The sequence below is a fragment of the Bacillus sp. MMSF_3328 genome (genome assembly GCF_030733525.1).
GTDB classification, from domain to species: Bacteria; Bacillota; Bacilli; order Bacillales; family Cytobacillaceae; genus Bacillus_AB; species Bacillus_AB infantis.
The window spans coordinates 93,070-116,475 of the sequence record NZ_JASHIV010000012.1 but is presented as its reverse complement, the minus strand read 5'-3'; the positions used below and the strand labels follow the sequence as shown (position 1 = coordinate 116,475).

Below are 23,406 nucleotides of genomic sequence, written 5' to 3'. Positions count from 1 at the left end.
GCGAGGAGGTCCGAATGACTAGCCGTTATTTTTATTATCTGATTTTGTTAAATATGCTTGCCAATATCATCGTTTTTGTTCCAAAGATGCTGATTGAGGAACGTACTGGCGGAGCGGTGATGTCCATGGCGGCTGCTTTGCCTCTTGGCGTGATCGGAGCTTATTTCTTTTCAAGGGCAATGGGCAGATTTGAAGGAAAAAGTCTGCCGCAGATTCTGAAGAACTCTTTCATCCCCGGCTGGGCAGGGAAGCCGCTTATCCTATATCTGGCCGTCATTTGGCTGGCATCTGGCCTGATCACACTTTACGCTTTTACAGACATTACAGAAAGATTTATCAATCCTGACATGGAGAAATGGCAGATAGCGCTTTTCTTTCTGTTTTTTGTTGTATGGGCGGCTTCTTCTAAGCCAGAAAAGGTGCTGTACCTCCTGGAAATCATCCTCATTCTGAACGGGCCGCTTGCTGTGCTGCTTCTTGTTAAAATTTATCTCAGCGGATCGCTGAGCTGGCTGGACATTAAAGAGGCAGCGACACACCTGTGGCAAATGCCGACCTGGAAGTCAGTATCTGCTGCAACATATGTCTTTTCCGGATACGCAAATTTAGTCATCTTCAATGTAGTCATGAAGGGGAAGGTAAAGCCGCGCTTCATTCTGCTGACCCTGCCTGCAGGAGCAGCAGTGCTTGCAACCACGTACTTCGTTCCAATTGGCACTTTTGGGTTTGAAGGAGTGGGCGATCTGGAATATCCCTGGCTGTCGAGTGCTGATGCAGTCAGAATGGAGCTAGCCTTTGTTGAAAGGGCATTCTACATTTTCATCCTGATCTACATAGGAATCTCGCTGATGAATGTTGTGGTTCACTGGCATGTAGCCCAGGCACTGGTTAAAAGTGTCTTCCTGCTTAAAATGCATAAGAATAAAACTAAACTGGGTGCACTTTTAACAAATTTTCCACTGATGCTGTTTGCTGCATTGTTTTTTATTGGCGTTTTTCTTGTCAATGAAGAGAATATGTCTGTCTTTACAATATGGTGGATGAACATCCGCATGCCGAGCGAGTACATTATGGTTGTCCTGTTTATATTGCTCTCCTGGAGGAAAAACAAATGAAGAAATGGCTGCTGCCGGCTGTTTTCGTCCTCTTAGTGTTTGTTGGAGGCTGCGGATTCAAGGATATAGATAATCGGTTTTTTGTTGTGACAATGGGAATAGATAAGTCCGAGGAAGGAGGGGATCTGATCAAAGTATCATTGAAGCTTGCCATCCCCACGGCAGACACAAGGTCGGATGACAGCCGCTTTGTGGTTGTAACAGAAACTTCTGAAACGATATCAGAGGCGATAAGAATCATCAAATCAAGAGTCGATAAGGAACTTGACTTTGGGCATCTGAAGGTGATCCTGCTTGGTGACCAATTGACAGATGCCAGCATCAAAAGGGAAATGGATTGGTTCTACAGAAGAAGGGACATTCAGAAAATAGCCTGGATAGCGATTGGCAAGCCGACTGCTGAAGAGGTGATGAAAATTAAGCCCCCTTCTGAAAGGCTGGCATCCAATACACTTTTTCTCTCCTTTGATCTGCAGGGTTCTGAGTCTCCTTATACCATTTCCAAGTATTTGTTCCAGTTTTACAGGGAAAGCAAGAGCAAGGGGATCAGCCCGGTGCTCCCGGTGGTCAAAGTGAAAAACGGCCTCCTTGAAATCAACCAGGCTGATATATTTATGAATCATAAACGTGTACTAAGGCTTTCAAAGAACGAGACAAAAACTTTTAATGCCCTCAAGCACGAATTTGAAAAACAGCAGATTACTGTTAAAGAGAAGGATAAATTTTTCGTGGTTTCCATCGACAATTATAAATCTGATATAAAGATTGCTGAATCTGGAAATGAAGCTGCCGTGGAAGTAGGCATTTCAGTTAAAGGTACGATCGAAGAGTCAAGAAGCGATCTATCGGAGAAGGAGCTTGAGGTTTATAATCAGCTTCTTGAGAAGGAGATTGAACGGATAGTGAAAGACTTGCTGAAAAAGTTTCAGGAGAAGTCTCTAGATCCTATGGGGTTTGGGCTTGCTTACAGAGCCAGCCATGTTGAGAAGGATGAGTGGGAAAGATGGAATGAAATTTATCCTGATATCGACATTAAAGTAAAAGCAGATTCGAAAATCATGGGTACGGGGATCATTGAATAGTTTGGCATGTTCGGGCGCAAGTAAAGGGGCTATGGCAGGAGTCTTTTCTTAAAAATTTGGTAAATTTTATAAGGCGAGGATAAGAAATGGTTAAGAGAGGTAAAAAACCTGCAAATCCTATTTTCTTTCTTTTTTAATTTTGTAAGATAAGCTTGTAACCGGTTCATTAAAAAAGAGGAGGAATAAAAGATGAAAAAATGGTTTTTGATGCTGTTTGCTGCTCTAACACTATCAATGGCAGTTACAGGATGCAGCGGTACAGAAGATGAAGATACTGAAACAGACACAGAGCAGAATGAAGATGCAGATACAGAAACCGAAGAAGGCACTGAGGAAGAATCTGAATAAGGCAAACAGGCTGCCCCGCGGAGGCAGCTTTTATTTTTTGAAGGTGAATCCCATGAAAGACTTTTGGAGACGATATTCTATTATGCAGGCAATATAAAAGGAGTGGTCTCATGGGAAACAAGCCGGCAATCTCATCTTCTGAATTAGGTACTTTATGGATGACATATCAGCAAAAGTCAATGATAATTCATATGCTGCCGTATTTTATTAAAAATGCCGGGGATCCGGAAGGAAAGGAACTGCTGCAGTCTTTATTGGTTCAGGTAACCCCTTATAAAGAAAGGATTGAGCGTATTTTTGAAGAAGATGGTGCAGTCGTCCCTAAAGGTTTTACCTCTCAGGATGTCAATCCCGATGCCCCGGTTCTGTATCAGCCTTATTTTGATATTCATTTTTTGAGGCTGATGAAGGAAATCAGCATGGGGCTGCATACGCTCCATCTCAGCATGGCGTACAGAGAGGATATCATCACCTTATACAGAAATCTTTCACAGATTACACAGGAATTTTATCAGCACTTTACGCAGTTCCTGCTCAAGAAGGGTCTGCTGCCGCGTCCGCCTTCCGTTACTATGCCCAAGGATGTCGAAATGGCCGAGGGAACTGGGTATATGAAGGGAAACGACCTTTTTGGCAACAAAAGATCCCTGAACACAGTTGAAGTCGCGCATCTATATCATGCCATTGAGAGCAATGTGACAGGGATGCAAATGATCACTGGATTTGCACAGACTGCAAAGAAGCAGGAAGTGAGGGATTACTTCAATAAAGGAAAAGACCTCTCCCAGAAAATCATTGTTGAATTTGGGCAGAAGCTGACAGATAGCGATATACAGGTCCCATCCACTTCGGCAGGGTATCCGACCTCTTCGACTGAAGGCCCTTTCACTGATAAGCTCATGCTGTATTGCACCAGCCTTTTGTGCAGCTTTGGACTTGGAAGCAATGCGATAGGAACTGCCTTTAGTCTCCGAAATGACCTGCCTTTGAAAATGGCAGCCCTGGCCAAGGATATCTATACATATGGACATGATGGAGGAAGAATCATGGCCAAGAATGGATGGATGGAAGAGCCGCCGCAGATGGAAGACCGCAATACATTGATCTGAATGAAAATGGCCCCTGCAAAGGGCTGTTTTTTTATTTTGTAAAATTTTAATGGATGCGGTTTCATATAGGTTCGTACAGGGGTATAGAAGCTTGGGATTTAATGAAAAAACTGGAAGGGTGAGGTTCAGGCAGGGATCAAAGAAGGGTCTTAAAAATCATTATCACTTCAAAAACATGACGGGAAAAGGTGAAAGAATGCAGACTGGGGATTTATTGATCATTGGAGGCAACGAAGAGAAGTGCAATGAAGTTGAGATTCTGAAGAAATTTGTGGAGATTTCGGCTGCAAGGACAGGCCCGATCGGGGTCCTGCCTACTGCATCCCGGATCCCTGATGAAGTGAGCCGTGAATATATAGAGGTTCTGAACAGGCTTGGAGCGGGTGAAGTGATCTGCCTTGACATCTCTTCGCGGGCTGACGCGGAATCGGAGGAAATTGCCCGGAGGATAGAGAGCCTTGCAGCTGTTTTTATCACTGGCGGCGACCAGGGCAGGCTGGCAGAACTGATTCTTGGTTCAAAGGTATACGAAGCATTACATAACAGCTGGAAAAAGGGGATGCCCATCGCCGGGACGAGTGCAGGCGCCTCCATTATGGGGAAAGTTATGATCGTGTCGTCCCAGACAAAAGCGGCAGATGATGTCCTGCAGGTAGAATTGGGAGAAGGCTTCGGTTTTCTCCAAAACCTGGTCATCGATCAGCACTTCTCCCAAAGGGCCCGGTTTGGCAGGCTTTTGGGAGCCATTGCGGAAAACACAGATTTGATGGGGATAGGCATTGATGAAAATACGGCCATCCTCGTCAGAAATGGACAGTTTGAAGTCTTCGGCGAGCATCAGGTGTTCGTCTTTGATGGAAAGGAAGGGGAGTTCGTCAATTCCGCTGTTTCAAGCAACGGAAGCGAGGAACTGACGCTGTCTGATTTTAAGCTGCACACTTTGACCGGCGGATACAGATTTGATTTGGGCAATAGAAAATTACTTCTTAATGGGGAAGAGGGACAAAGATGAACGTAAAGCGCATACGATATTTGCAGGGTCCTAATTATTTCAGCTATAAACCGATGATGTGGGTGGAAATCGATCTCGAAGAGCTGGAGTTCCAGCCCACCAATAAGCTTCCCTTTTTCGCTGACATTCTGCTGGAGGCCATTCCGTCACTCGGGGAGCATACCTGCTCAAGGGGATACAAAGGCGCTTTTGCAGAGCGCCTCCGCGAGGGGACATGGATGGGCCATGTACTGGAGCATATAGCCCTTGAGCTTCAGTCCCTGGCAGGCATCGAAGTGAAGTATGGAAAAACAATCACAAGCGGGAAAAAGGGCATCTATTTTATTGCCTTTGAATACAAAGAGCCGGAATCAGGTTTGTACGCCTTTCAGTCAGCAAAAGAGATTGCTGAAAAAATCCTCAGGGGCGAGGAAGGCTTTTCGGTAAAACACTATGTTGAGAAGATCGCCGACTTATTTTACAAGAATAAGCTTGGCCCGAGCACAGAGTCGATTTATCTGGCCGCTGCAGCACGTAAAATTCCTGTTGAACGTGTGGGGAAAAACAGCTTCCTAAGGCTTGGGACAGGCTCTAAACAAAAATATGTACAGGCAACCATTACGAGCCAGACCTCTTATTTGGCTGTCGAGGCCTCCTGTGATAAGGAAATGACCAAGGAAATGCTTCGTGGAACCGGCATTCCTGTACCAGAAGGGGAAGTGGCCGAAACATTGGAAGGGATAACTGAAGCTGCAGTGAGGGTCGGCTTCCCGCTTGTAATCAAGCCCCTTCATGGAAGGCAGGGGCAGGGTGTGGCAACAGGCATCAGCAGCTGGGATGAGCTGAATGCTGTGCAGAAATGCCTCAATGAGGAAGACAAGCCGTATATTGTTGAAAGGCATTATGAAGGAAGCGACTACCGCCTCTTTGTAGTTGACAACCAATTGCGGGCTGCAAGTTTAAGAGTGCCTCCTTTTATCATCGGAAACGGCAAAGATACGATTCAGCAGCTGATCGATAAAGAGAATGAAAATCCGCTGAGAGGAAACGGCCATGAAAAGCCTATGACCAAAATTCCAATGGCTGAGGCGCTGGACTGCTTCCTTGAAAAAATGGATTTGAATAAGAGCTATGTACTTGAAAAAGGAAGGGTTCTGCCGGTAGCAGGAAATGCAAACCTTTCCACCGGAGGACAGGCGATCGATGTTACCGATGAAGTACATCCATCCGTCAGGAAAATGGCTGAAGCGGCTGCAGCTTCGATTGGCCTTGATGTCGCCGGAGTCGATATCATTTCACAGGATATCGCAAAGCCATTGGATCCGCGTGATACCTGTGTACTGGAGGTCAATGCTGCCCCTGGGATCCGGATGCATCTTTACCCTGGAAAAGGAAAGAGCAGAAACGCCGGTGCTGACATTGTTGACTATTTGTTTTCCAGCAGGGAAGAAGCAGCGATCCCGGTAATCGCTGTAACAGGAACGAACGGGAAAACCACAACCTCAAGGCTCGTCAAGCATTTCATCGAAAAGGAAGGTACGACTGTCGGCCTTACCAGCTCAGATGGCGTCTATGTCGGTGAACAGTGCATCGATACAGGGGACTGCTCAGGGCCGATTTCGGCAAGGAAGATATTAAGCCATCCTAAAGTCGATATAGCGGTGCTTGAGTCTGCCAGGGGAGGAATCCTTAGAGAAGGGCTTGCCTTCCGCCATTGTGATATAGGCATTGTCACCAATGTTTCTGAAGATCACCTCGGACTTGATGGGATTGAGGATTTCGCCCAGCTGGTAAAATTAAAGAGGCTTATACCGGAAGTAGTCATTGAAGGGGGCTATTGCATCTTGAATGCCGATGATCCGGAGACTTTAAAAATGGCGTCTTACACGAAAGGGAAAGTCATTTATACATCACTGAATGAAGAGAGCGAGGGTTCCCAAAGGGCTCTGGAGAAGGGCGAGCCTCTTTGGTATCTGGACAGCATGGGACAGATTGTATACGCGGAAGCAGGCATCAAAGCGGAATTCCTGCCTGCTGCTGATGTACCTGTTACAATCAATGGCAGGGCGAAGCACAATATAGCCAATCTGCTTCAGGCACTGGCTGCGGCGGCTGCGCAAGGAGTAAGTCTTGAAACACTCAAGGAAAAGGCTTTATCGTTTACACCTGACTCCAGGAATTCCCGTGGAAGGTTCAATGCTTTCCTTGTTCAAGGGCGGGAAATCATCATTGATTATGCCCATAATGCTGCAGGGCTGTCTGCTGTTTTTGGTACGGCCGCAGATACAAAAAACAAAAGGCTGATTACCATCCTTTCAGCCCCGGGAGACCGGTCGGATTCCGATATTGCCAGGATGGCAGAAATTTCAGCGGGATATTCAGATTTAATCATCATAAAGGAAGATAAAGACCTGAGAGGAAGACTGCCCCTTGAAACTGCCTCTCTTTTGAAAGCAGCTGCTTCCACGGTTATTGACAGCCAGTCAGTGTTCGTACACCCTGATGAACTGGAAGCTTACCAGAAAGCCTGGTCATTGTCCCAGGAGGGAGATACACTCCTGTTTTTATATGAAGACTTTGAGGTGGCGTCCTCTTTTATTGAAGATCTTAAGAAACATGAACAAGCCCTGCAGGGGGATTGACAGGACAGAGTGGCCTGCCATCTTAAAGATGGCAGGCTTTTCTGCGGAAAGAGGCCAAAACTCAGGGCATTTTAAAGAGCACTCTGCCATAAGGTATAGGGAAGCCGTACTTGGAAAGGAGTTTTCTATGATACAGCTGCCCGTATTTCCAGGCCTGTCCGCCGATATGCTGCCAGAAACCCAAAGGGCTATATGGCAAGCTTTAGATAGAAGCCCGGAGACATTTTATTATTCAAATGCCGGTGAGCTATTGTTTGAGCTGGAAACGAGGGAAAAGATCCTGTACTACTCGAGGAAGCTGAGTGAAAGCGGCGCTGTATTTGCCGCCTTTCAAGACTCATTCTTCAATCCGGCATATTGGATAAAAACAAGGGCGGGATATGCCTTAAGGCCGGACGTCCGCCCTTCTGAAGCGGTCAACGATGTTTTTTCCAATGGCAGCAAATATGCTTTTGAATGTTCAACGGCCATCGTGCTTATCTTATACAAGGCAGTGCTTGAGTCTATTTCTGTCCGCTACTTCAATCAGCTGTTCCAAAATCTGCTCGTATGGGATTGGAATTATGACAGAGATCTGGGCATTGTTACAAAAATAGGATCAAACTTTATTCCAGGCGACATTGTCTATTTTTATAATCCCGATTTCCGGCATCCGGTCTGGACGGGGGAGAATGCGGTCTATCTGGGCAATGATGCTTATTTTGGGCATGGAATTGGCATCAAGTCAGAGCAGGAAATGGTTGCTGCCCTCAATACACTCAGGAAACCAAATGCCACCAGATCAGCATTCCTTATCTCCCAGCATAGCAGGATCAATTTCCGTTATTTATTTCAATTTGCTAAAAGGATCCAGGGGTTTTAGGCAGGGAGTTTGCCTTAAAATCAGGCATCGAGTGCACTTCAGTCAATCAAGGAGCTCGATAAAATCTGTTACGATGCCGTCAGCAGGAAGCTTCAATGCTTTTCCTGCTTCTTTTTCTGTTCTGATGGTCCAGATAATGGCCTTCATCCCTTTTTGATGTATCCGGTCCAGAAGCTGTCTGCTTGCGATAGTATGCTTTGGATTTATATAGCAGGCATACTTTGCAATCTGTTCAAGCTCCCTTGCGGTCATCCTTTTCGTTTTGTAATTCAGGAGAATCCCGACCGGGATGGAAGGGAGCAGGCTACGAATCTTTTTCATTGAGCTCCTGTCAAAAGATTGGATGATAATGCGGGATCCAGGGCCCTTGTCCAGCTCCCGGCTCTTTAGCTCTTCTGCAATCTGTTCTTCTATACCCGGGTAAAGGGCCGGCTTCTTCAGTTCAATCAGGAGCCCGGCTTTACCGGCATATTTGTCCAGCATTTCAGTGAATGACGGGATGATTTCCCCCGCATATTCCGTTGAATGCCAGCTGCCCGCATCCAGGCTTCTCAGCTCTTTCCATGTCAGGGAAGAAACTTTTCCCTTGCCGTCTGTTGTCCGGTCGACAGTCGAATCATGAATAACCGCAAGTCTACCGTCCTTGGTCCGCTGGACATCAAATTCAAGAAAATCTGCTCCCATTTGAAGCGCATAGTCAAATGATGAGAAGGTATTTTCCGGCCTGGATCCTGCCGCTCCACGGTGTCCGATTTTGAGCTTTGCTGGCAGGCTGCCATGTGCCTCCTGTACTTTTCGATGGACTTTCAGCCTGGCTAAAAGCAGTGTTAATCCATTCCGGTAGCTGCCCAAGCTTTTCATCTCCTTTTACTGGGGAATTGTAACCTCCTGTTTTCTTTTACCCTGACAATCTATCATAATGAACTGCTCCTGTTTCGGCAAATGAAAACTTAATCCCAATCTTCATATATGATCCTGCCGCCAGTCAAATCTATTTCGTTTCGTTCACCTTTATAGTAAAGCTTTCCATTTTCTTTGATCAGCAGTTTTTCATAAGTGTAAATATTCTTGCCTGCAGGCAGTTCAATGACTACCTTTTGACCCAGATCTTTTTTCGGTGATTCTATCTTAATAAGACTGGTAGAATAGTAGAAAATCAGAAGAACTGCTGCAGCCGTCAACAGGATGAGGAAAGGAATCTTCCATCTGATTGTCCGCCTGCCGGTATATCGGTCTGATCTCATGGTATCTGCAACCTCCGCTAAAATATAATGCTTGCCAAGCGAGTAAATTGATTCTAAGTAAAGCCTTTACTAGCGTATGCAGCAGCGGCAGGGCCGATGACAAAAAAAGGCTGTCTGCCGGGCGGCCGCCTGATGTGGGATCTTAGGCCGGATTGACTACTCTGCCTCAGTTTGAACCAGGCACAGCTATAGGGAATGGAATCAATTTTGGTAGATTAGTCTATTTCTGTTTTAGCTGATAGTATGATATGGTAGGTACGGAGCAGGATTACATAATTTTTAAATGGATCCAATCAGATTAGCCGGAGGAAGAATTATGATTTGGGAAACCGTAGATGGAATTAATATATGGAAACTGAGCAGGTATTTCAAGAAGCTTTCTGCTTCTAAGCTGACGCTGGAAGAAAAAGTTCTGAATGATGTTCTGGTCGTTACACTGCCGCTGAAAAAATCAGATGAACCCACTGCCGCTGAAATCAGGAGACAGATTGAAGAGGCTGTCCTGCACTCAGATGGATTTGAAACATTGAAAGTGGCACTCCTGGAAAACTGCAGGCCATCATACAAAGAAATGATGACGAAATATGGGGTCAGAAGATGGCTGGAAATTCCTGTTGAAGAAAATGTTATATATCAATTTTCATTTGAAAATATAAAAGAAACCAGCCAGCATAGTCCTGCCAGCTAACTAAAGGCAACGGAGCTTATGAGCTTGCTGCATGATAGCATGGGAAACCATGCTTTTTTTTATGGGTAATTTTGAGAAAATTGAAACTTTTGCCATGCCCATTCGTAAATAATACAGAAGCTTCCAGTTGGATAGTCAGAGGGGGAGGAAAAGCAAATCATCTATAATTGTGCTAAGTTTTTAGGCCGTTGTATGTTGTGTGCGAGAAGCGGGAGGGAGGTTTGATATTGATATGGAGATCTTCGGGTTGCCGATCCAGACTCTATACTTGTACATTTTGTGTTTTTCAGGCGGAATAATAGTTTTATATATTTTGTTCGGAGATGTTTTGGAGGGAGCCGGTGATATCAGCCCTTTCCTGGACCCCATACTGATTTTTGCTTTTATGACGATTTTTTCGGCAGCCGGCTTCCTGATGGAATATACAACCGGGATGGACAGCATCTTCATCATAGCCATCTCGGCGGCAATCGCTTTCGTTTTGGATGCCGTTTTATATCTTTTTGTGCTGATCCCTTTATCCCAAGCGGAAGAATCACTTGTCTATACAGATGAATCCTTAAGAGGCAGGGTTGGGAAGGTCATTATCCCGATACCTGATGACGGTTTCGGTGAAGTGCTGATTGAAAGTGTCAGCGGGAGGATTGCCAAGTCAGCCCAGAGTTTTAAAGGAGGGCCGATTGAAGAAGGCCAGGAAGTACTCATTATAGAAGTTAATGAAAATGTCCTTCAGGTTGTCAGGCTTGAAGGATTATAAACAGGAGGGAACAGAATGGCAATGATTTGGGTGGTAGTTGGTGTTGCAGCTTTTCTTTTAATTGCTCTGCTCGGTGTATTTGTTACTAAGTATAAGACGGCAGGACCTGACGAGGCTCTGATCGTGACAGGCAGCTATCTTGGAAACAAGCGGGTCCACGTGGATGAGTCCGGCAATAAAATTAAGATCATCAGGGGAGGAGGGACCTTCGTCCTTCCGGTATTTCAGCAGGCAGAGCCATTGAGCCTGCTTTCAAGCAAGCTTGAGGTATCAACGCCAGAGGTATACACCGAACAAGGTGTTCCAGTGATGGCCGATGGCACTGCCATCATTAAAATAGGCGGCTCCATCAGCGAGATCGCCACTGCAGCAGAACAGTTCCTTGGAAAATCAAAGGAAGACAGGGAGAACGAGGCAAAGGAAGTGCTCGAAGGACACCTGCGTTCCATCCTTGGTTCAATGACTGTCGAAGAAATTTACAAAAACAGAGATAAATTCTCCCAGGAGGTCCAAAGAGTAGCCTCCCAGGATCTGGCTAAGATGGGCCTTGTGATCGTTTCGTTGACGATCAAAGATGTAAGGGACAAAAACGGCTATCTGGATTCTTTGGGCAAGCCAAGAATTGCTCAGGTCAAAAGGGATGCGGATATTGCAACAGCCGAAGCCGATAAAGAAACGAGGATCAAAAAGGCAGAAGCTGATAAAGACGCCAAAAAGGCAGAGCTGGAGAGGGCAACCGAGATAGCTGAGGCCGAAAAGGAAAATAAGATGAAAATGGCAGATTACCGCAGGGATCAGGATATCGCCAAGGCACGTGCCGACCAGGCTTATGATCTGGAAACAGCCAGGGCCAAACAGGAAGTTACTGAGCATGAAATGCAGATCAGGATCATTGAAAGGCAGAAACAGATCGAGCTGGAGGAAAAAGAAATCCTGAGGCGTGAAAAGCAATACGATTCCGAGGTTAAAAAGAAGGCAGATGCAGACCGTTATGCTGTGGAGCAGGCTGCAGAAGCAGAGAAGCGTAAACAGATTACAGCAGCTGATGCCAATCAGTACCGCATTGAATCGCAAGCAAAGGCAGAAGCCGAGCGGGTCAGGGTTGACGGCCTTGCCAAGGCGGATGCCTTAAGGGCCCAAGGGGAATCTGAAGCCGAAATTATCCGCCTGAAAGGACTTGCAGAAGGAGAGGCAAAGCGGAAAATTGCTGAGGCGTTTGAGCAATTCGGAGAGGCTGCAGTTCTCGATATGGTCCTCAAAATGCTTCCTGAATATGCCAAACAGGTTGCGAGCCCGTTATCCAATATTGATAAAATCACGGTCGTCGATACAGGCGGCGATGGCAAAAGCAGCGGGGCCAACAGGGTTGCTGGCTATGCAACAAATCTAATGAGCACCATGCAGGAAACGCTGAAAGCTTCTTCAGGCATCGATGTGAAAGAACTGCTCGAAAACCTCTCAGGCAAGCATAATGTACGCCAGAGCCTGGATGAACTCACATATGAGCTGAAGGAGGCGGCCCAGAAGAAAGAAGGGGAAAAAGGGACCATCAGCACACCATAAGGTTTCAGGCGCAGGAAGAGCGATTCCTGCGCCTTTCATTTTAATTTTTTTCAATTGCCGGCTTTGGTGACTAATGCCGCCAGTTTTTTTATTGGCTGTTTCTGCCTCCCTGTTTGTTTGCCTCTGAGGAAATGACCTAAAAATTGTGCGTTAGTCTATTCGCACAATAGCTCATTGCTGAATAGGATATATTGAATCAACTAAAGGAGGTTTTACAAATGTCAGACGGATGCGGATACGGCGGAGGTTTTGCCCTGCTGGTAGTATTGTTCATTTTATTGATTATCATCGGTGCTTCTTGGGGTTATGGCGGAGGCGGCTACGGCTACTAAACGGTACTGACAAAGAATAAAAGGAGGAGATCTTCCAATGGCATACGGATACGGATACGGCGGCTATGGCGGCTGCGGCTACGGAGGCGGCGGCTACGGCGGCGGGTTTGCGCTGATTGTTGTACTATTCATCCTTCTGATCATCGTTGGTGCAGCCTGCTTTAAATGGTAATAAAGTGAAAGGGGGGGACAGGGCATCCTGTCTCTCCTTTTGTATACCGGGTTCTGTACAAGTCCCCTCCACATACATTTAAGTGTTTTATCCCCCTGCCTAAAGGGAATGTAAACAAAAACAGTAAATGGAGGAGAGAATGATGGAGCATCAGACTGAGGACAGGGCATACACGCTCGATGAGATTCACGGCCTTCTGGAAAGCGGGCTTCAGCGGGAGCTTAACCCAAAGGAAAACGGCATTGTATCAAAGTGGATTGCTTCTTTTGATAAAGAGGATAGGATCGTTGTACTGAATATGTTCAAAGAGCTGCTGAATAAGCATAAACGGATAGATTGAGCGGGGAGCCTTCATTTGAGAAGGCTTTTTTCTATGTACAGAGAAGAAATCCTTCCGGGCCAGAAATGGAGGGAACTTGGCGGAAATGCCACATGCAAATGATTTAATGACAAATCTTGATTGGCTGTTAAAGAACCTCTATAATCGGAGTATAAACGAATTTCCTATAAGTGGAATCAATGCCCGTATTCCCCTATCTGTTTCAGAGGCTTTGACGGACTCTGCTATTATCAATTTTTTCCCTTGAAGTCCTGTCATCGTTATTGAATATCCAGCGTTCGGCCACAGTGGAGGCCGGCTCATTTCGGCATTAATCAGGAGGAATCAATAAAAATATATGTCTATGAAACAATCAATTAACACTGCCGGAAAAAAATCTTTGGGAAAAGAATTTTATATTGTAGGAATTGGCGCGTCTGCCGGGGGACTGGATGCCATTGAACAGTTCTTTTCGAAAGTACCTGCCGATTCCGGTATGGCGTATATAGTTGTTCAGCATTTATCCTCCAAATATAAAAGCTTTATGCCGGAACTTTTGGCAAAGAAGACCAAAATGAAAATATTGCGGATCAAGGAAGGGATGCAGATCCAGCCTGACACCATCTATCTGAATCCCCCGGATTCCTATACGTCCATTGAAGACGGTACATTCAAGGTGAGCGGATACGAAAAAGACAAACAGCTGCATTTTCCGATAGATGCCTTTCTGATATCCCTCGCTGCGAGCAAAAAGGACAAGGCGGTTTCCATAATCTTTTCAGGAAAAGGAAATGATGGAACGGCTGGAGTTAAAGCGATTAAAGATAATGGCGGAACGGTTATAGTCCAGGATGGACAGTCAGCTAAATTCAATGATATGCCGGAAAGTGCAATTCTTTCAGGCTATGCAGATTATATTGAGGCCCCTTCCAACATGCCCTCTATTCTTAGTTCCTTCAATGAAAGTGTCCTGCCCCGCTACAGCCAGGAAACCTTAGAAGAAATTTTTGGCCTGATAAAAAAGAAAACTGGATTGGACTTCGCATGCTATAAGAAAAACAGCATTATAAGAAGAATTGAACGGCGGATCCTGCAGCTTGAATCCAAGCATCAAAGCGTTGAACAATATCTGGATTATCTGCAGGCAAACAGCGGAGAGGTTGAACATCTTCAAAAAGACCTGCTGATCGGCGTTACCCACTTTTTCAGGGATGAGGAAGCTTTCAAGATCATTGAGGATGTGATCGTGCCGGAAGCCGTCCACCGGAAGGCGGCTGCAAAGGAAGAGCTCAGAATCTGGATTGCCGGCTGTTCCACAGGTCAGGAAGCATACTCCTACGCAATTTTGTTCGACCGCTATGTGCAGAGGATGGGCTTAGACCTTAACATTAGGGTCTTTGCAACAGATATAAATAAAGATGCAATAGAGTTTGCCAGACGGGGGATTTATCCCGGCCATCAGACAGAAGGCATACCAAAGGAACTGCTGAAGAATTATTTTGTGAAAAAAGGAGACAGCTGGGAAATCATCAAGCGCATCCGCAGCCATGTCGTCTTTGCTCCACATAATTTGATAAAAGACTCTCCTTTTGTCAACATGGATTTAATCAGCTGCAGGAACGTCATGATTTACTTTCAGCCGGACCTGCAGCGAAAACTGCTGTCGCTCTTTAATTTTGCTTTAACAGAAAAGGGCACACTCGTTCTCGGACACAGCGAAACAACCGGGAAAATGTCCCATTTCTTCCGTCCTGTCAACAGCAAATGGAATATCTATAAAAATGCGATTTCTGAGAACTGGGTGGTGCAGTCAGAAGGGAGAGTTTCAAAAATGCCGGTTTCGGCAGATCAAGCTGAAAATAGGAGCATTGCGGCAGATTCACTCTCTGCACGCAGGAGGGCGGCTATCCATCAAACCCTTATGGATAATTATGTGCTTCCGTGCATCGTCCTGAATGAAGTCAATGAGGTAATATTCACGTCCCGCCGGGCGAATAAGTATCTGAATTTCCTGAATGAATCCGCGAGCAAAAGCATTTACAAAATGGTCCCTGTCCACCTGTCTGTCATGATTGGGACTGCCCTGAAGAAGTTAGATGGTGAGCGGAGTGAGGTACGATATAAAAACGTCCATTTTGACGTAGATGGCGAGAACCGGTATTTTGATCTGATCGTAAAGAAATTTGCAGCCAACGAATCGCTGGTCATCATCCTTTTTGATGAAGACCAGAATACGAAGGAAAAGAAAACGATGCCACTTTACTTCGATCCGCACAGCACGGTGGCCGAGAGGATAGCAGACCTGGAGCAGGAGCTGTACTATACTCAGCAGACACTCCAGACAACCATTGAGGAGCTTGAGACATCCAATGAAGAACTACAGTCTGCAAATGAAGAGCTTATTGCAGCCAATGAAGAAATGCAGAGCGCCAATGAAGAGATGCATTCGATCAATGAAGAGCTTGTGAATGTAAACAATGAGTATGAACAAAAGATCAAAGAAGTGACCGCCCTTGCCGATGATATGGATAATCTGCTCATCAGCACAAATATAGCAGCGGTATTTCTGGATGCTGAACTGAATATCCGCCTTTTTACACCGGAAGCCAAAAAGGTCATCAATGTCATTGATATGGATGTCGGCAGGCCGTTTTTCCACATCTCGCATAATTTTGAACAGGCATCACTTGTGGAGGATGCTGAAAAAGTCGTCAAATCATTTAGTAAAATTGAGAAAGAGCTCATGTCCAAGGATCATAAATGGTATCTGATGCAGGCATTTCCGTATCGTACAAGTGAGAATGTGATGGACGGGGTTGTCTTTACCTTCAATGATATTACCGAAATAAAACGATTCAACCAGAAGCTCAAACTGACCTCCAATGCCCTTGATCAGAGTCCATCCAGGATCTTGATCATTGATAAATCTGGCAATATTGAATACCATAATAGAGAATTTGCCGAGCATGAGGGAAAGCCTGACAGCTTTGTGGGAAGGAATATTAAAGACCTTTACAGAGATCAAATGGATACAGCTGATTTTGAAGAAATTGAAAATGCCATCATTGCGAAGGAAGTGTGGAAAGGCAGCATGTCCTATCCGCTTGATGGCGGAATCGCCAGGTGGGAGAACGTCTGCTTTTTGCCAATCGAGGACCAGTCCGGAGATGTCAGCAGCTATCTTGGCATCATAGAAGATATTACAGTCCATAAGGCATCCGAGGCTATGCTGCAGAAATCAGAAATGCTGTCTGCAGTAGGGCAGCTTGCTGCAGGAATTGTCCATGAGATCCGCAATCCGCTGACTTCCCTGAAAGGATTTCTGCAGCTGATGATGCAGACTGGCAGCTATAACAAGGAATACACTGAAGTCATGATGTCTGAATTCGGCAGGCTGGAAGCCATCATTGACGAGTTCCTTGTCCTTGCAAAGCCTAAAGCAGCTGTTTATGACCTGGTCAATGTTTCCAAAGTCATCCAGGATGTTTGTGTCCTTCTTGATACACAGGCCATTATGCAGAATATAAGCATCACAGCAGTCCATCAGGATGCACTGCCAAAGATCAGGGGAAATGAAAAAGAGCTGAAGCAAGTTTTCATCAATATGGTGAAAAACGCGATTGAAGCAATGGAAAACGGAGGGACAATCCTGATTGAGACGGGGATGGAAGGAAAAAATCTGCTCGTCAAAATATCCGATCAGGGAAAAGGGATACCCGAGAAGCAGCTTAATAAAATGGGAGAGCCGTTTTACACTACAAAAGAAAAAGGGACAGGCCTGGGAGTCATGGTCAGCTTCAGGATCATTGAGAACCACAAAGGCACTCTCAATTATGCAAGTATTGAAGGGAAAGGGACGACAGCAGAAATCCGTATTCCCTGCATTCAATAAAGGCAGGCTCTCAGTCTATTAAAGAGTCTGCCGCTGACATCATATTCAATAGATTTTTCTGGATCCGCTCCAAATACTCCGCTTTTCCATGTTCGATGGCAAGGGGCTGAAGAATGTTTATCAGATCGATTGATTCAGAAGCTGAATGGCTTATGCTTTTCAGCTTCTTTTTATGTTCGATTGCCATTAGTTTTTCATGCGCATTGCTGCTTACTTCAAAAAGGAGGGGATTATGCAGGCCTCGCGGCTTCAATTCTGCCGGCTGCAGGGATGAAAGCCTGTTTCGGAGCATGGCCAGATGATGCTGAACCTCCAAAAGATTTGAAGAAATGGGGGCACAGCATACATAGATAAGCTTCTTTTCAGGGATGCGTGAATAATAGATATTAAAAAGTTCAACTGCATTTCCAGAGGTGCGCAGATTAATTTCAATCATTTCTCCGCTTTTTTTCTCAGGCATGATGAATACTTTTTCAAGGCTGTCCTGGTCAGCAAGCTGGATAAAGCTGATGCAATAGGGAAATCTGTCCTCGGCTGCTTCAGAAGCGAACACAATTTTCAAGTCAATATCCAATATGAAAAAAGGGATAGGCAGCAAGTTTAAATCCGTTTTCATGTATAATGCCTCCTTTTTGGTAAAATGACAGCCTGCAGGACCTGCAGGCTGATAACTGTATTATATAGCAATCTCTTTAGATTGGCTTAAAATCCAGGGCTCAAGATCTTCCAATTTCTTAATTAGAACGGTTTCTTTGCTGCAGAAGGGTGTAAAATCATAGCGGTTGATCAGTCTGCTGCCTACCAGAATCTTTGGACGGAACGACAGCTGTTCAAGCTCTTCTATATATTTCTTCAATAAAGGAAGATGGTGGGTCAGTGACAATGAGATGCCGATAACATCCGGCTTCCATTTTTCCGCACTGTTCAAGGCATATTCCAATGGCAGGCTGGCACCTAGATTTTTTACCTCCCAGCCATTTTCTTTGAATATGGAAGCTGTCATCTTTAGTCCGAGATAATGCTGTTCGCCCTCCGGACAAAAGAGGAGGGCTTTTCTTCCCTGTGCTGCTTTCTGGCCTTTTTCAAAAGAGTACTTGGTTAGAATGTAATCACATATTCCAGTCGCAAGATGTTCATCCGCCACAGTAATGAGGTCCTTTTGCCATAGCTCTCCAATATAATGCATACTCTCGCTCAGCAAACTTTCAAATATATAGCAGGATTGATAGTCTTTATAATCATATTCCTGGATAATGGCCCAGCTTCCGTAAATATCGCCTTTCAACAGGTAACTGGCAAGCTCCTTGGCTGCTGCTGAATACAATGATATCAACTCCTGATAAAATAATTGTGACCGATGTCCCAAAAACAATCTCTTATTAATAGTATACTATATATGAGAATAGAAATCGCGTTCATGGCAAAATTATAGAGGAGGGCCCAAGATGGAAAAACATGATAAAGATAGAATCGTCAAAAAGCTTTTTGAGCGCTTCTATGAAGAGTTTCCATCCCTTGAGAAGTTCGGGGAATCAGGAAAGAGGAGGACAGAAGAAGATATAAATTATCACTTTCAATATTTGGAAACTGCCTATAAGCTGGAAAGCATCCAAATTTTCACTGATTACAGCAAGTGGCTCCAGGATATACTCACTTCCAGGGGACTCGATTCTTTTTATCTGGTACTGAATTTTAAATGGCTGATTGAAGAGATGAATGAGACAGATGCTGAGGAAAAAAACTTTTACATTCAAGCTCTTGAAGAAGGCATAAAGGTCCTTGAAGCTTTGGAAGCAGGGGGAAGCCAGGCCTAGAGGCAAAATGAACAACAAGAAAGCCCGCCGGTTTCCCGGCGGGCTTCTTCTGTGCCTGATTATTTAGCGTTGATGTTCAGCTTGCCTCCAGCTGTCTCTCTTGTTTCATTTCCATAATCGTCCGTCACCTTGACTTCAATTTCTGCGCCAGGGGCTTTGACGTTCTTCGTTGCTGTATAGTAGCCCACATAATGGCCCTCCGACGTTTCCATCATCGGAAGCTCCAGAGCATTTGTCAGCTGTCCGCCGGTATTTGTCAGCGGCATTCTGATGGAGAATACAGCTTTCAGGCCTGGTTCACTGTCAAATTCAATCTTGACGCTTTCGCCGGATTTCAGATCTTTATTTTCTTCCGGCAGCAGGTTCTCAATGACAGGCGCGGTGTATTTAGCAAACACTGTCACTTTTTTGTTTAACTTGTTTTTTGCCTTGTCCTGAGCAGTGACAGTGATGATATTTTCACCTTCATTTAAAAGGATTCTTAATGAATAGGCTCCGTCCTGGACTGAAGCTTTTTTTCCATTGACTTTTACCCAATCAAGGTTCGCATCTGCAACAGTACCTTCGACAGTAACTGTTTCCTTATTTGTTTTTAAGCCGTCAGCAGGGGAGGTAATTGTCAGTTCCGGTTTTTCCGTATCCACAATGACTTTTACAGGGGCGGAAGAGTCAGTTGTCCCGCTGTCAGTGGCGGCTTTGGCAGTCAGGATATTTTCTCCCTCGTTCAATTCCGCTTCTACAGTAAATTTCCCGGAGTCGTCTGCTGTTGTTTCCGCAGCCTTTTCACCGTTAATGTACAGGTGGACCGCTGTGGATGGGGCAGAATTTCCTTCAATCACTGTCTGTTTTTGCTTTGTGATGGTCCCGTCGGCAGGCGATGTGATAACTGGTGCATTCACTTCGTAGTCCACTGCAGCCCGTATCATATAGTTGCCTTCTTCTGCCGGAACTGGTGACCAGGCACCGCCGACCAGCTGCCAGCTCCGCCCTGCATTTGGACCGTCTTCATCAGTAGCAAGGCCCGGGGTATTTGGATTTGGAGCTGATTGGATATAGACCATGTAAAAATCGCCATTGACCATGATGCCTTTGTCTCTTAAATCAACACGGGTCCATTCACCGTTTCTTAAAGCAGATGCTTCAAATGGCCCGGCAAGTTTTTTCCCCGGGGCACCGTCAGGACCGCTTGCGTCAAAGACTGCAACCTGGAATTCCGTTCCTCCTGGCACCGGCCATTCTGTGTCCCAGAAGCGGAATATACCGCCGGTGACCATTGCGCTGTTCTGGCCATTTTCAAGTGACATTTTCACAGCCCAGCCGTTACCGGCATCATAAAATGCTCTTGCATTTTCTGCTGATCCGTCGTCATAGCCGATCTCACCAGGATAGCCAATGAATGGCTTCAGCTGGATATTTTGTTCGGCACTTGAACTGCCTTCGATTGTTATTTCGGCTTCTTCGCTATAGTAGGATGGAGCAACAACCTTTAAGGTGTATGTCCCTTCATAGGCTGTTAGCGTATATTGTCCATTCTCATCCGCGTAGACTGGTTCAACAGCTGCATCTTCCATAAGCATAACCATGGCTCCCGGTACAGGCTCGCCGGTCAATTCGTTAGTAACCGAACCTGTAACAGTTCCTTCCGGAATTTCTTCCAGTACAAAGTTTGCTGATGCCTCTCCGTCTTCAGGGATATTGACGCTTTGTGATTCTGACCGGAACCCGTAAGCCTCTGCCTGCACCGTATAAGTGCCGGATGCGTGGGTCATTTCATAGGAGCCATCCTGCGGATCTGTAAAGACTGAACGCCCTGTCTCCAATACGGTGACTTCCGCATTTACAGGAAGTAATGCAGGGGAAGGGGCAGAACCATTTTCCTGCTCTTTTTTCCCTTGCTCTTTTTCAGGAACAATTTTGGCAGGGTCGATTTGCTTTTTAGCAGACACTGCCGGCCCGGATGGCCCGGCTGGACCGGTTTTTCCAAGCTGGGCTTTCTTGGATGGTGCGTTAGGTGTATCTGACAGGGACACATCGTCCAAATACCAGCCTTGTTTTTGGACTGAGCTGTCAGTTGTAACATTGAAGGCAATATAGATGCGCTGGCCGGCATATTCGCTCAGATCGACTTCGCCGTCAATCCATCCGGCTGTATTGCCGTTCACCCTCAGCTTTTGGGTCCAATTCTCCATATCTGTTGACACAAAAACATGGCCATAATCATAGCGGTTCTCCAGCTCGTGCCATTGTTTGAATTGCAGATAGGCATTGCCTTCGCCCAGGTCAACGGGCGGCATGAGAAGCGTCATATTAGCTGAGTTGGCATAATTTCCTCCAAGAGCGGTCGCATAGACTTTCTCACCTGATGCGGCATTTCCCGGGCCGGATGCCGGCGCTCCCCATTCCCAGCTGTCATTTGTTCCATATGAAGTCCAGCCTGCAGGCTGGGACTCAAAATCCTGGCTGTATCCCGTGCTGATCCCCGGGATGACATTAACTTCAAATGTAGCAGACTCGGCGCTGTTTCCGCCGAAGTCTACGGCTTTCCACTGATAGGAAAGAGAGGGTTCCTGGATATCCTCCCCAGGGATGACAGCCTCATAGGTTCCATCAGTATAGCTGCCGGATACTCTTTCGGCTCTAACTGCTGCCGTACTTCCGTCAGGCTTCACATATTCAAGCACGGCATTTGTAACACTGATATTATCTGAAACATCAGCCTGAACAGCAAGGTCCATACCGGCATATGTTTCAGTCTGTGCGTCATGTGAAATGGATGGCGCTTCTTCGTCATCTCCTTCTTTGGAAACCTGGCCCTTTAATTTGCCCAGGCCGGAAACGACGGAAGAGACGGCATCGAACACATTGACAAGTCCATGGCCATAGCCGTTATTCGGTACATTCGGGAATGTGGAGTCTGTAAGCGGTACAGCAGTTGCTGACAGGATTTCTTCAATTTCATCTACTGTCAGGCTTGAATCTGCCTGCCTCAGCAAAGCTGCAGCCGCAGCTACGTGAGGGCCAGCCATGGAAGTTCCGTTCCAGCCTCCTTCATAACCTGAACCCGGAACTGACGAACGGATATTTACCCCTGGTGCTGCAATGTCAGGCTTTATTTCTTCATATGGCGAAGGCCCTTGAAGAGAGAAAGAGCCCAGCCGGTTATTGATGTCTGTTGCCCCGGTAGTAAAAGACTCTGGATAATTGCCTGGAGAGGCGACTGAACCAGGTCCGCCTGGATTGGTCAGTGTTGTATTTCCTGCTGAAAATTCCGGGAAGATTTCGGCTGCGCGCCATGACTGGACCATCGGACGGTACCATTCATCAAGTCCGGGTCCGCCGCCCCAGCTGTTATTTACAACATCCGGAGCCTGTTCAGGGTGTGGAGTGCCATTGGCATCTTTAGGAGCAAGGATCCATTCCCCAGCCTCCAGAAGGTCGACATCTGAGCCCCCGCTTGGACTGAAAGCTTTTACAGAAATAAATTTGGCTCCTGGTGCAACTCCAATCTGGTTTGCACCGCCAGGATCGGAACCGACCATGGTGCCGGTAACGTGAGTGCCATGGCCATCGTCGTCATATGGGGAGGATTGTCCTCCTACTGCATCAAACCAGTTGTAAGTATGTGAAGGCTGATCAGGGTTTGAAGGATCATAGCCGCGGTATTTTTCCTTGAGCGCGGGATGGTTCCACTGGACGCCTGTATCAATTGAGGCGACAACAGTCCCGGACCCGTCTATGCCCATGTCCCAGGCGGCTGGGGCACCGACCCTGTCTATGTTCCATTCAATGGAGCTGGTTTTATTGTCTGCTGTTTGTTCCATCTGGATGGAAGGCTTAGAGGCTTCTTTTACAGGCTTATGAAGCTGTCTGGTCTCATTAGGAAGGATTTTGTCTACTTCTGGAAAGCTTGCGAGCTTTTCCATGACATCTTTAGTGGCTGTGACGGCAATGCTGTTCACAATATAGAAGGATTTGCTATCTTTCGCTTTGCCGGCTTTTTCCTGCTGCTCAATATATTTTAGTACTCCGGCCTGTGTTTCGGCTGCGACGGCTCTTAAAGAGGAAACTACTGCAGATCTTTTCATGAATTTTGCCTTGGAGGAAGTTGCTTTATCAGCTGAAGCTTTTTTAGCTGCTTCTTGAGCGGCTTTTTTTGTGTCCGCCTGCTCTTTCATTTTTATAAGGAAGGTGACCTTGTCTTTTCCATCAAATTGATCAAGGAGCCTGCCCGAGATTTTGTTTTTTGAAGACCCGGGGGAAGCTTTCTTCATCGAAACATGCGGAGACTTGCCGGCATCCGCCTGTGCTTGATAAGGACTAAGCAGCGGAATGATCAAAAGTGCCGTGAGCAAGAGATAAAGCCAGCGAAAATGCTTCTTGTTCTTCATGAACTATTCCTCCTCTTTTCTATTCATTTTTCATTACAGCAGCTTACAGCCCTCCTTTCTATAAATTTTCCAGTTATGGCATTTCCTG

General features: G+C 45.9%; 20 protein-coding genes. 15 read left to right on the top strand and 5 right to left on the bottom strand.

Annotated elements, in window-relative coordinates:
• The first annotated feature begins 14 nt into the window (after nucleotides 1-14).
• The 7 genes from RBB45_RS18150 to RBB45_RS18120 all read left to right on the top strand — a co-directional run bounded on the left by RBB45_RS18150 (nucleotide 15) and on the right by RBB45_RS18120 (nucleotide 8,149).
• On the top strand, nucleotides 15-1,115 hold the full coding sequence (locus tag RBB45_RS18150) for an SLC5/6 family protein (RefSeq protein ID WP_306010061.1): 1,101 nt from the start codon (nucleotides 15-17) through the stop codon (nucleotides 1,113-1,115).
• Nucleotides 1,112-2,197 carry a Ger(x)C family spore germination protein gene (locus RBB45_RS18145; protein ID WP_009794185.1) on the top strand — a complete coding sequence of 362 codons (1,086 nt, stop codon included), beginning with the start codon at nucleotides 1,112-1,114 and terminating at the stop codon, nucleotides 2,195-2,197. The genes RBB45_RS18150 and RBB45_RS18145 overlap by 4 nt, the downstream gene beginning before the upstream one ends.
• Nucleotides 2,198-2,386: 189 nt before the next feature.
• A complete protein-coding gene (locus RBB45_RS18140; protein ID WP_165352508.1) occupies nucleotides 2,387-2,545 on the top strand; it encodes a hypothetical protein in 159 nt (52 codons plus the stop codon).
• A gap of 110 nt (nucleotides 2,546-2,655) precedes the next feature.
• The gene (locus RBB45_RS18135; protein ID WP_306010060.1) at nucleotides 2,656-3,654 is read left to right on the top strand and encodes a DUF3231 family protein; all 999 of its coding nucleotides are present in this window, start codon (nucleotides 2,656-2,658) and stop codon (nucleotides 3,652-3,654) included.
• A gap of 91 nt (nucleotides 3,655-3,745) precedes the next feature.
• Nucleotides 3,746-4,666 carry a cyanophycinase gene (locus RBB45_RS18130; RefSeq protein ID WP_306010059.1) on the top strand — a complete coding sequence of 307 codons (921 nt, stop codon included), beginning with the start codon at nucleotides 3,746-3,748 and terminating at the stop codon, nucleotides 4,664-4,666.
• Nucleotides 4,663-7,287 (top strand): cyanophycin synthetase, encoded by a 2,625-nt coding sequence (cphA, locus tag RBB45_RS18125; RefSeq protein WP_094768196.1) that lies wholly within the window; start codon nucleotides 4,663-4,665, stop codon nucleotides 7,285-7,287. The genes RBB45_RS18130 and cphA overlap by 4 nt, the downstream gene beginning before the upstream one ends.
• A 127-nt stretch (nucleotides 7,288-7,414) precedes the next feature.
• Nucleotides 7,415-8,149 carry a protein-glutamine gamma-glutamyltransferase gene (locus tag RBB45_RS18120; RefSeq protein WP_094768303.1) on the top strand — a complete coding sequence of 245 codons (735 nt, stop codon included), beginning with the start codon at nucleotides 7,415-7,417 and terminating at the stop codon, nucleotides 8,147-8,149.
• A 42-nt stretch (nucleotides 8,150-8,191) separates the two neighbouring features.
• Here RBB45_RS18120 and RBB45_RS18115 read toward each other — a convergent pair whose 3' ends face one another.
• A complete protein-coding gene (locus RBB45_RS18115; RefSeq protein ID WP_009794192.1) occupies nucleotides 8,192-9,010 on the bottom strand; it encodes a glycerophosphodiester phosphodiesterase in 819 nt (272 codons plus the stop codon).
• Nucleotides 9,011-9,099: 89 nt separating this feature from the next.
• The gene (locus RBB45_RS18110) at nucleotides 9,100-9,393 is read right to left on the bottom strand and encodes a hypothetical protein (RefSeq protein ID WP_009794193.1); all 294 of its coding nucleotides are present in this window, start codon (nucleotides 9,391-9,393) and stop codon (nucleotides 9,100-9,102) included.
• Nucleotides 9,394-9,709: 316 nt separating this feature from the next.
• Between RBB45_RS18110 and RBB45_RS18105 the strand changes: the two genes are divergently transcribed.
• The 7 genes from RBB45_RS18105 (at nucleotide 9,710) to RBB45_RS18075 (ending at nucleotide 17,116) form a co-directional block, all read left to right on the top strand.
• Complete coding sequence (locus tag RBB45_RS18105; RefSeq protein ID WP_022543629.1) at nucleotides 9,710-10,081, top strand: hypothetical protein; 372 nt, start codon at nucleotides 9,710-9,712, stop codon at nucleotides 10,079-10,081.
• A 232-nt stretch (nucleotides 10,082-10,313) separates the two neighbouring features.
• A complete protein-coding gene (locus RBB45_RS18100) occupies nucleotides 10,314-10,838 on the top strand; it encodes an NfeD family membrane protein (RefSeq protein WP_009794196.1) in 525 nt (174 codons plus the stop codon).
• A gap of 15 nt (nucleotides 10,839-10,853) precedes the next feature.
• Complete coding sequence (locus RBB45_RS18095; protein ID WP_009794197.1) at nucleotides 10,854-12,401, top strand: flotillin lipid rafts scaffold protein FloT; 1,548 nt, start codon at nucleotides 10,854-10,856, stop codon at nucleotides 12,399-12,401.
• A gap of 218 nt (nucleotides 12,402-12,619) precedes the next feature.
• Nucleotides 12,620-12,733 (top strand): YjcZ family sporulation protein, encoded by a 114-nt coding sequence (locus RBB45_RS18090; RefSeq protein WP_009794198.1) that lies wholly within the window; start codon nucleotides 12,620-12,622, stop codon nucleotides 12,731-12,733.
• Between the two features lie 37 nt (nucleotides 12,734-12,770).
• Entirely contained in the window at nucleotides 12,771-12,905 is a 135-nt protein-coding gene (locus RBB45_RS18085) for a YjcZ family sporulation protein (protein WP_009794199.1), read from the top strand.
• Nucleotides 12,906-13,044: 139 nt separating this feature from the next.
• Nucleotides 13,045-13,245 (top strand): hypothetical protein, encoded by a 201-nt coding sequence (locus RBB45_RS18080; protein ID WP_035402699.1) that lies wholly within the window; start codon nucleotides 13,045-13,047, stop codon nucleotides 13,243-13,245.
• A 379-nt stretch (nucleotides 13,246-13,624) separates the two neighbouring features.
• Complete coding sequence (locus RBB45_RS18075; protein ID WP_232217711.1) at nucleotides 13,625-17,116, top strand: CheR family methyltransferase; 3,492 nt, start codon at nucleotides 13,625-13,627, stop codon at nucleotides 17,114-17,116.
• Between the two features lie 10 nt (nucleotides 17,117-17,126).
• Here the strand turns inward: RBB45_RS18075 and RBB45_RS18070 are convergent, their stop codons facing one another.
• Together RBB45_RS18070 and RBB45_RS18065 are read right to left on the bottom strand one after the other, a co-directional pair.
• On the bottom strand, nucleotides 17,127-17,732 hold the full coding sequence (locus RBB45_RS18070) for a hypothetical protein (RefSeq protein WP_129611864.1): 606 nt from the start codon (nucleotides 17,730-17,732) through the stop codon (nucleotides 17,127-17,129).
• A gap of 60 nt (nucleotides 17,733-17,792) precedes the next feature.
• Nucleotides 17,793-18,440 carry a cobalamin B12-binding domain-containing protein gene (locus RBB45_RS18065; RefSeq protein WP_009794204.1) on the bottom strand — a complete coding sequence of 216 codons (648 nt, stop codon included), beginning with the start codon at nucleotides 18,438-18,440 and terminating at the stop codon, nucleotides 17,793-17,795.
• A gap of 121 nt (nucleotides 18,441-18,561) precedes the next feature.
• On the opposite strand from RBB45_RS18065, the gene RBB45_RS18060 reads away from it, so the two are divergent.
• Nucleotides 18,562-18,930, top strand: coding sequence for a hypothetical protein (locus RBB45_RS18060; protein WP_101550808.1), 369 nt, complete (start codon nucleotides 18,562-18,564; stop codon nucleotides 18,928-18,930).
• A gap of 59 nt (nucleotides 18,931-18,989) precedes the next feature.
• Here the strand turns inward: RBB45_RS18060 and RBB45_RS18055 are convergent, their stop codons facing one another.
• Entirely contained in the window at nucleotides 18,990-23,318 is a 4,329-nt protein-coding gene (locus RBB45_RS18055; protein ID WP_101550806.1) for a S8 family peptidase, read from the bottom strand.
• Between the last annotated feature and the right edge of the window lie 88 nt (nucleotides 23,319-23,406).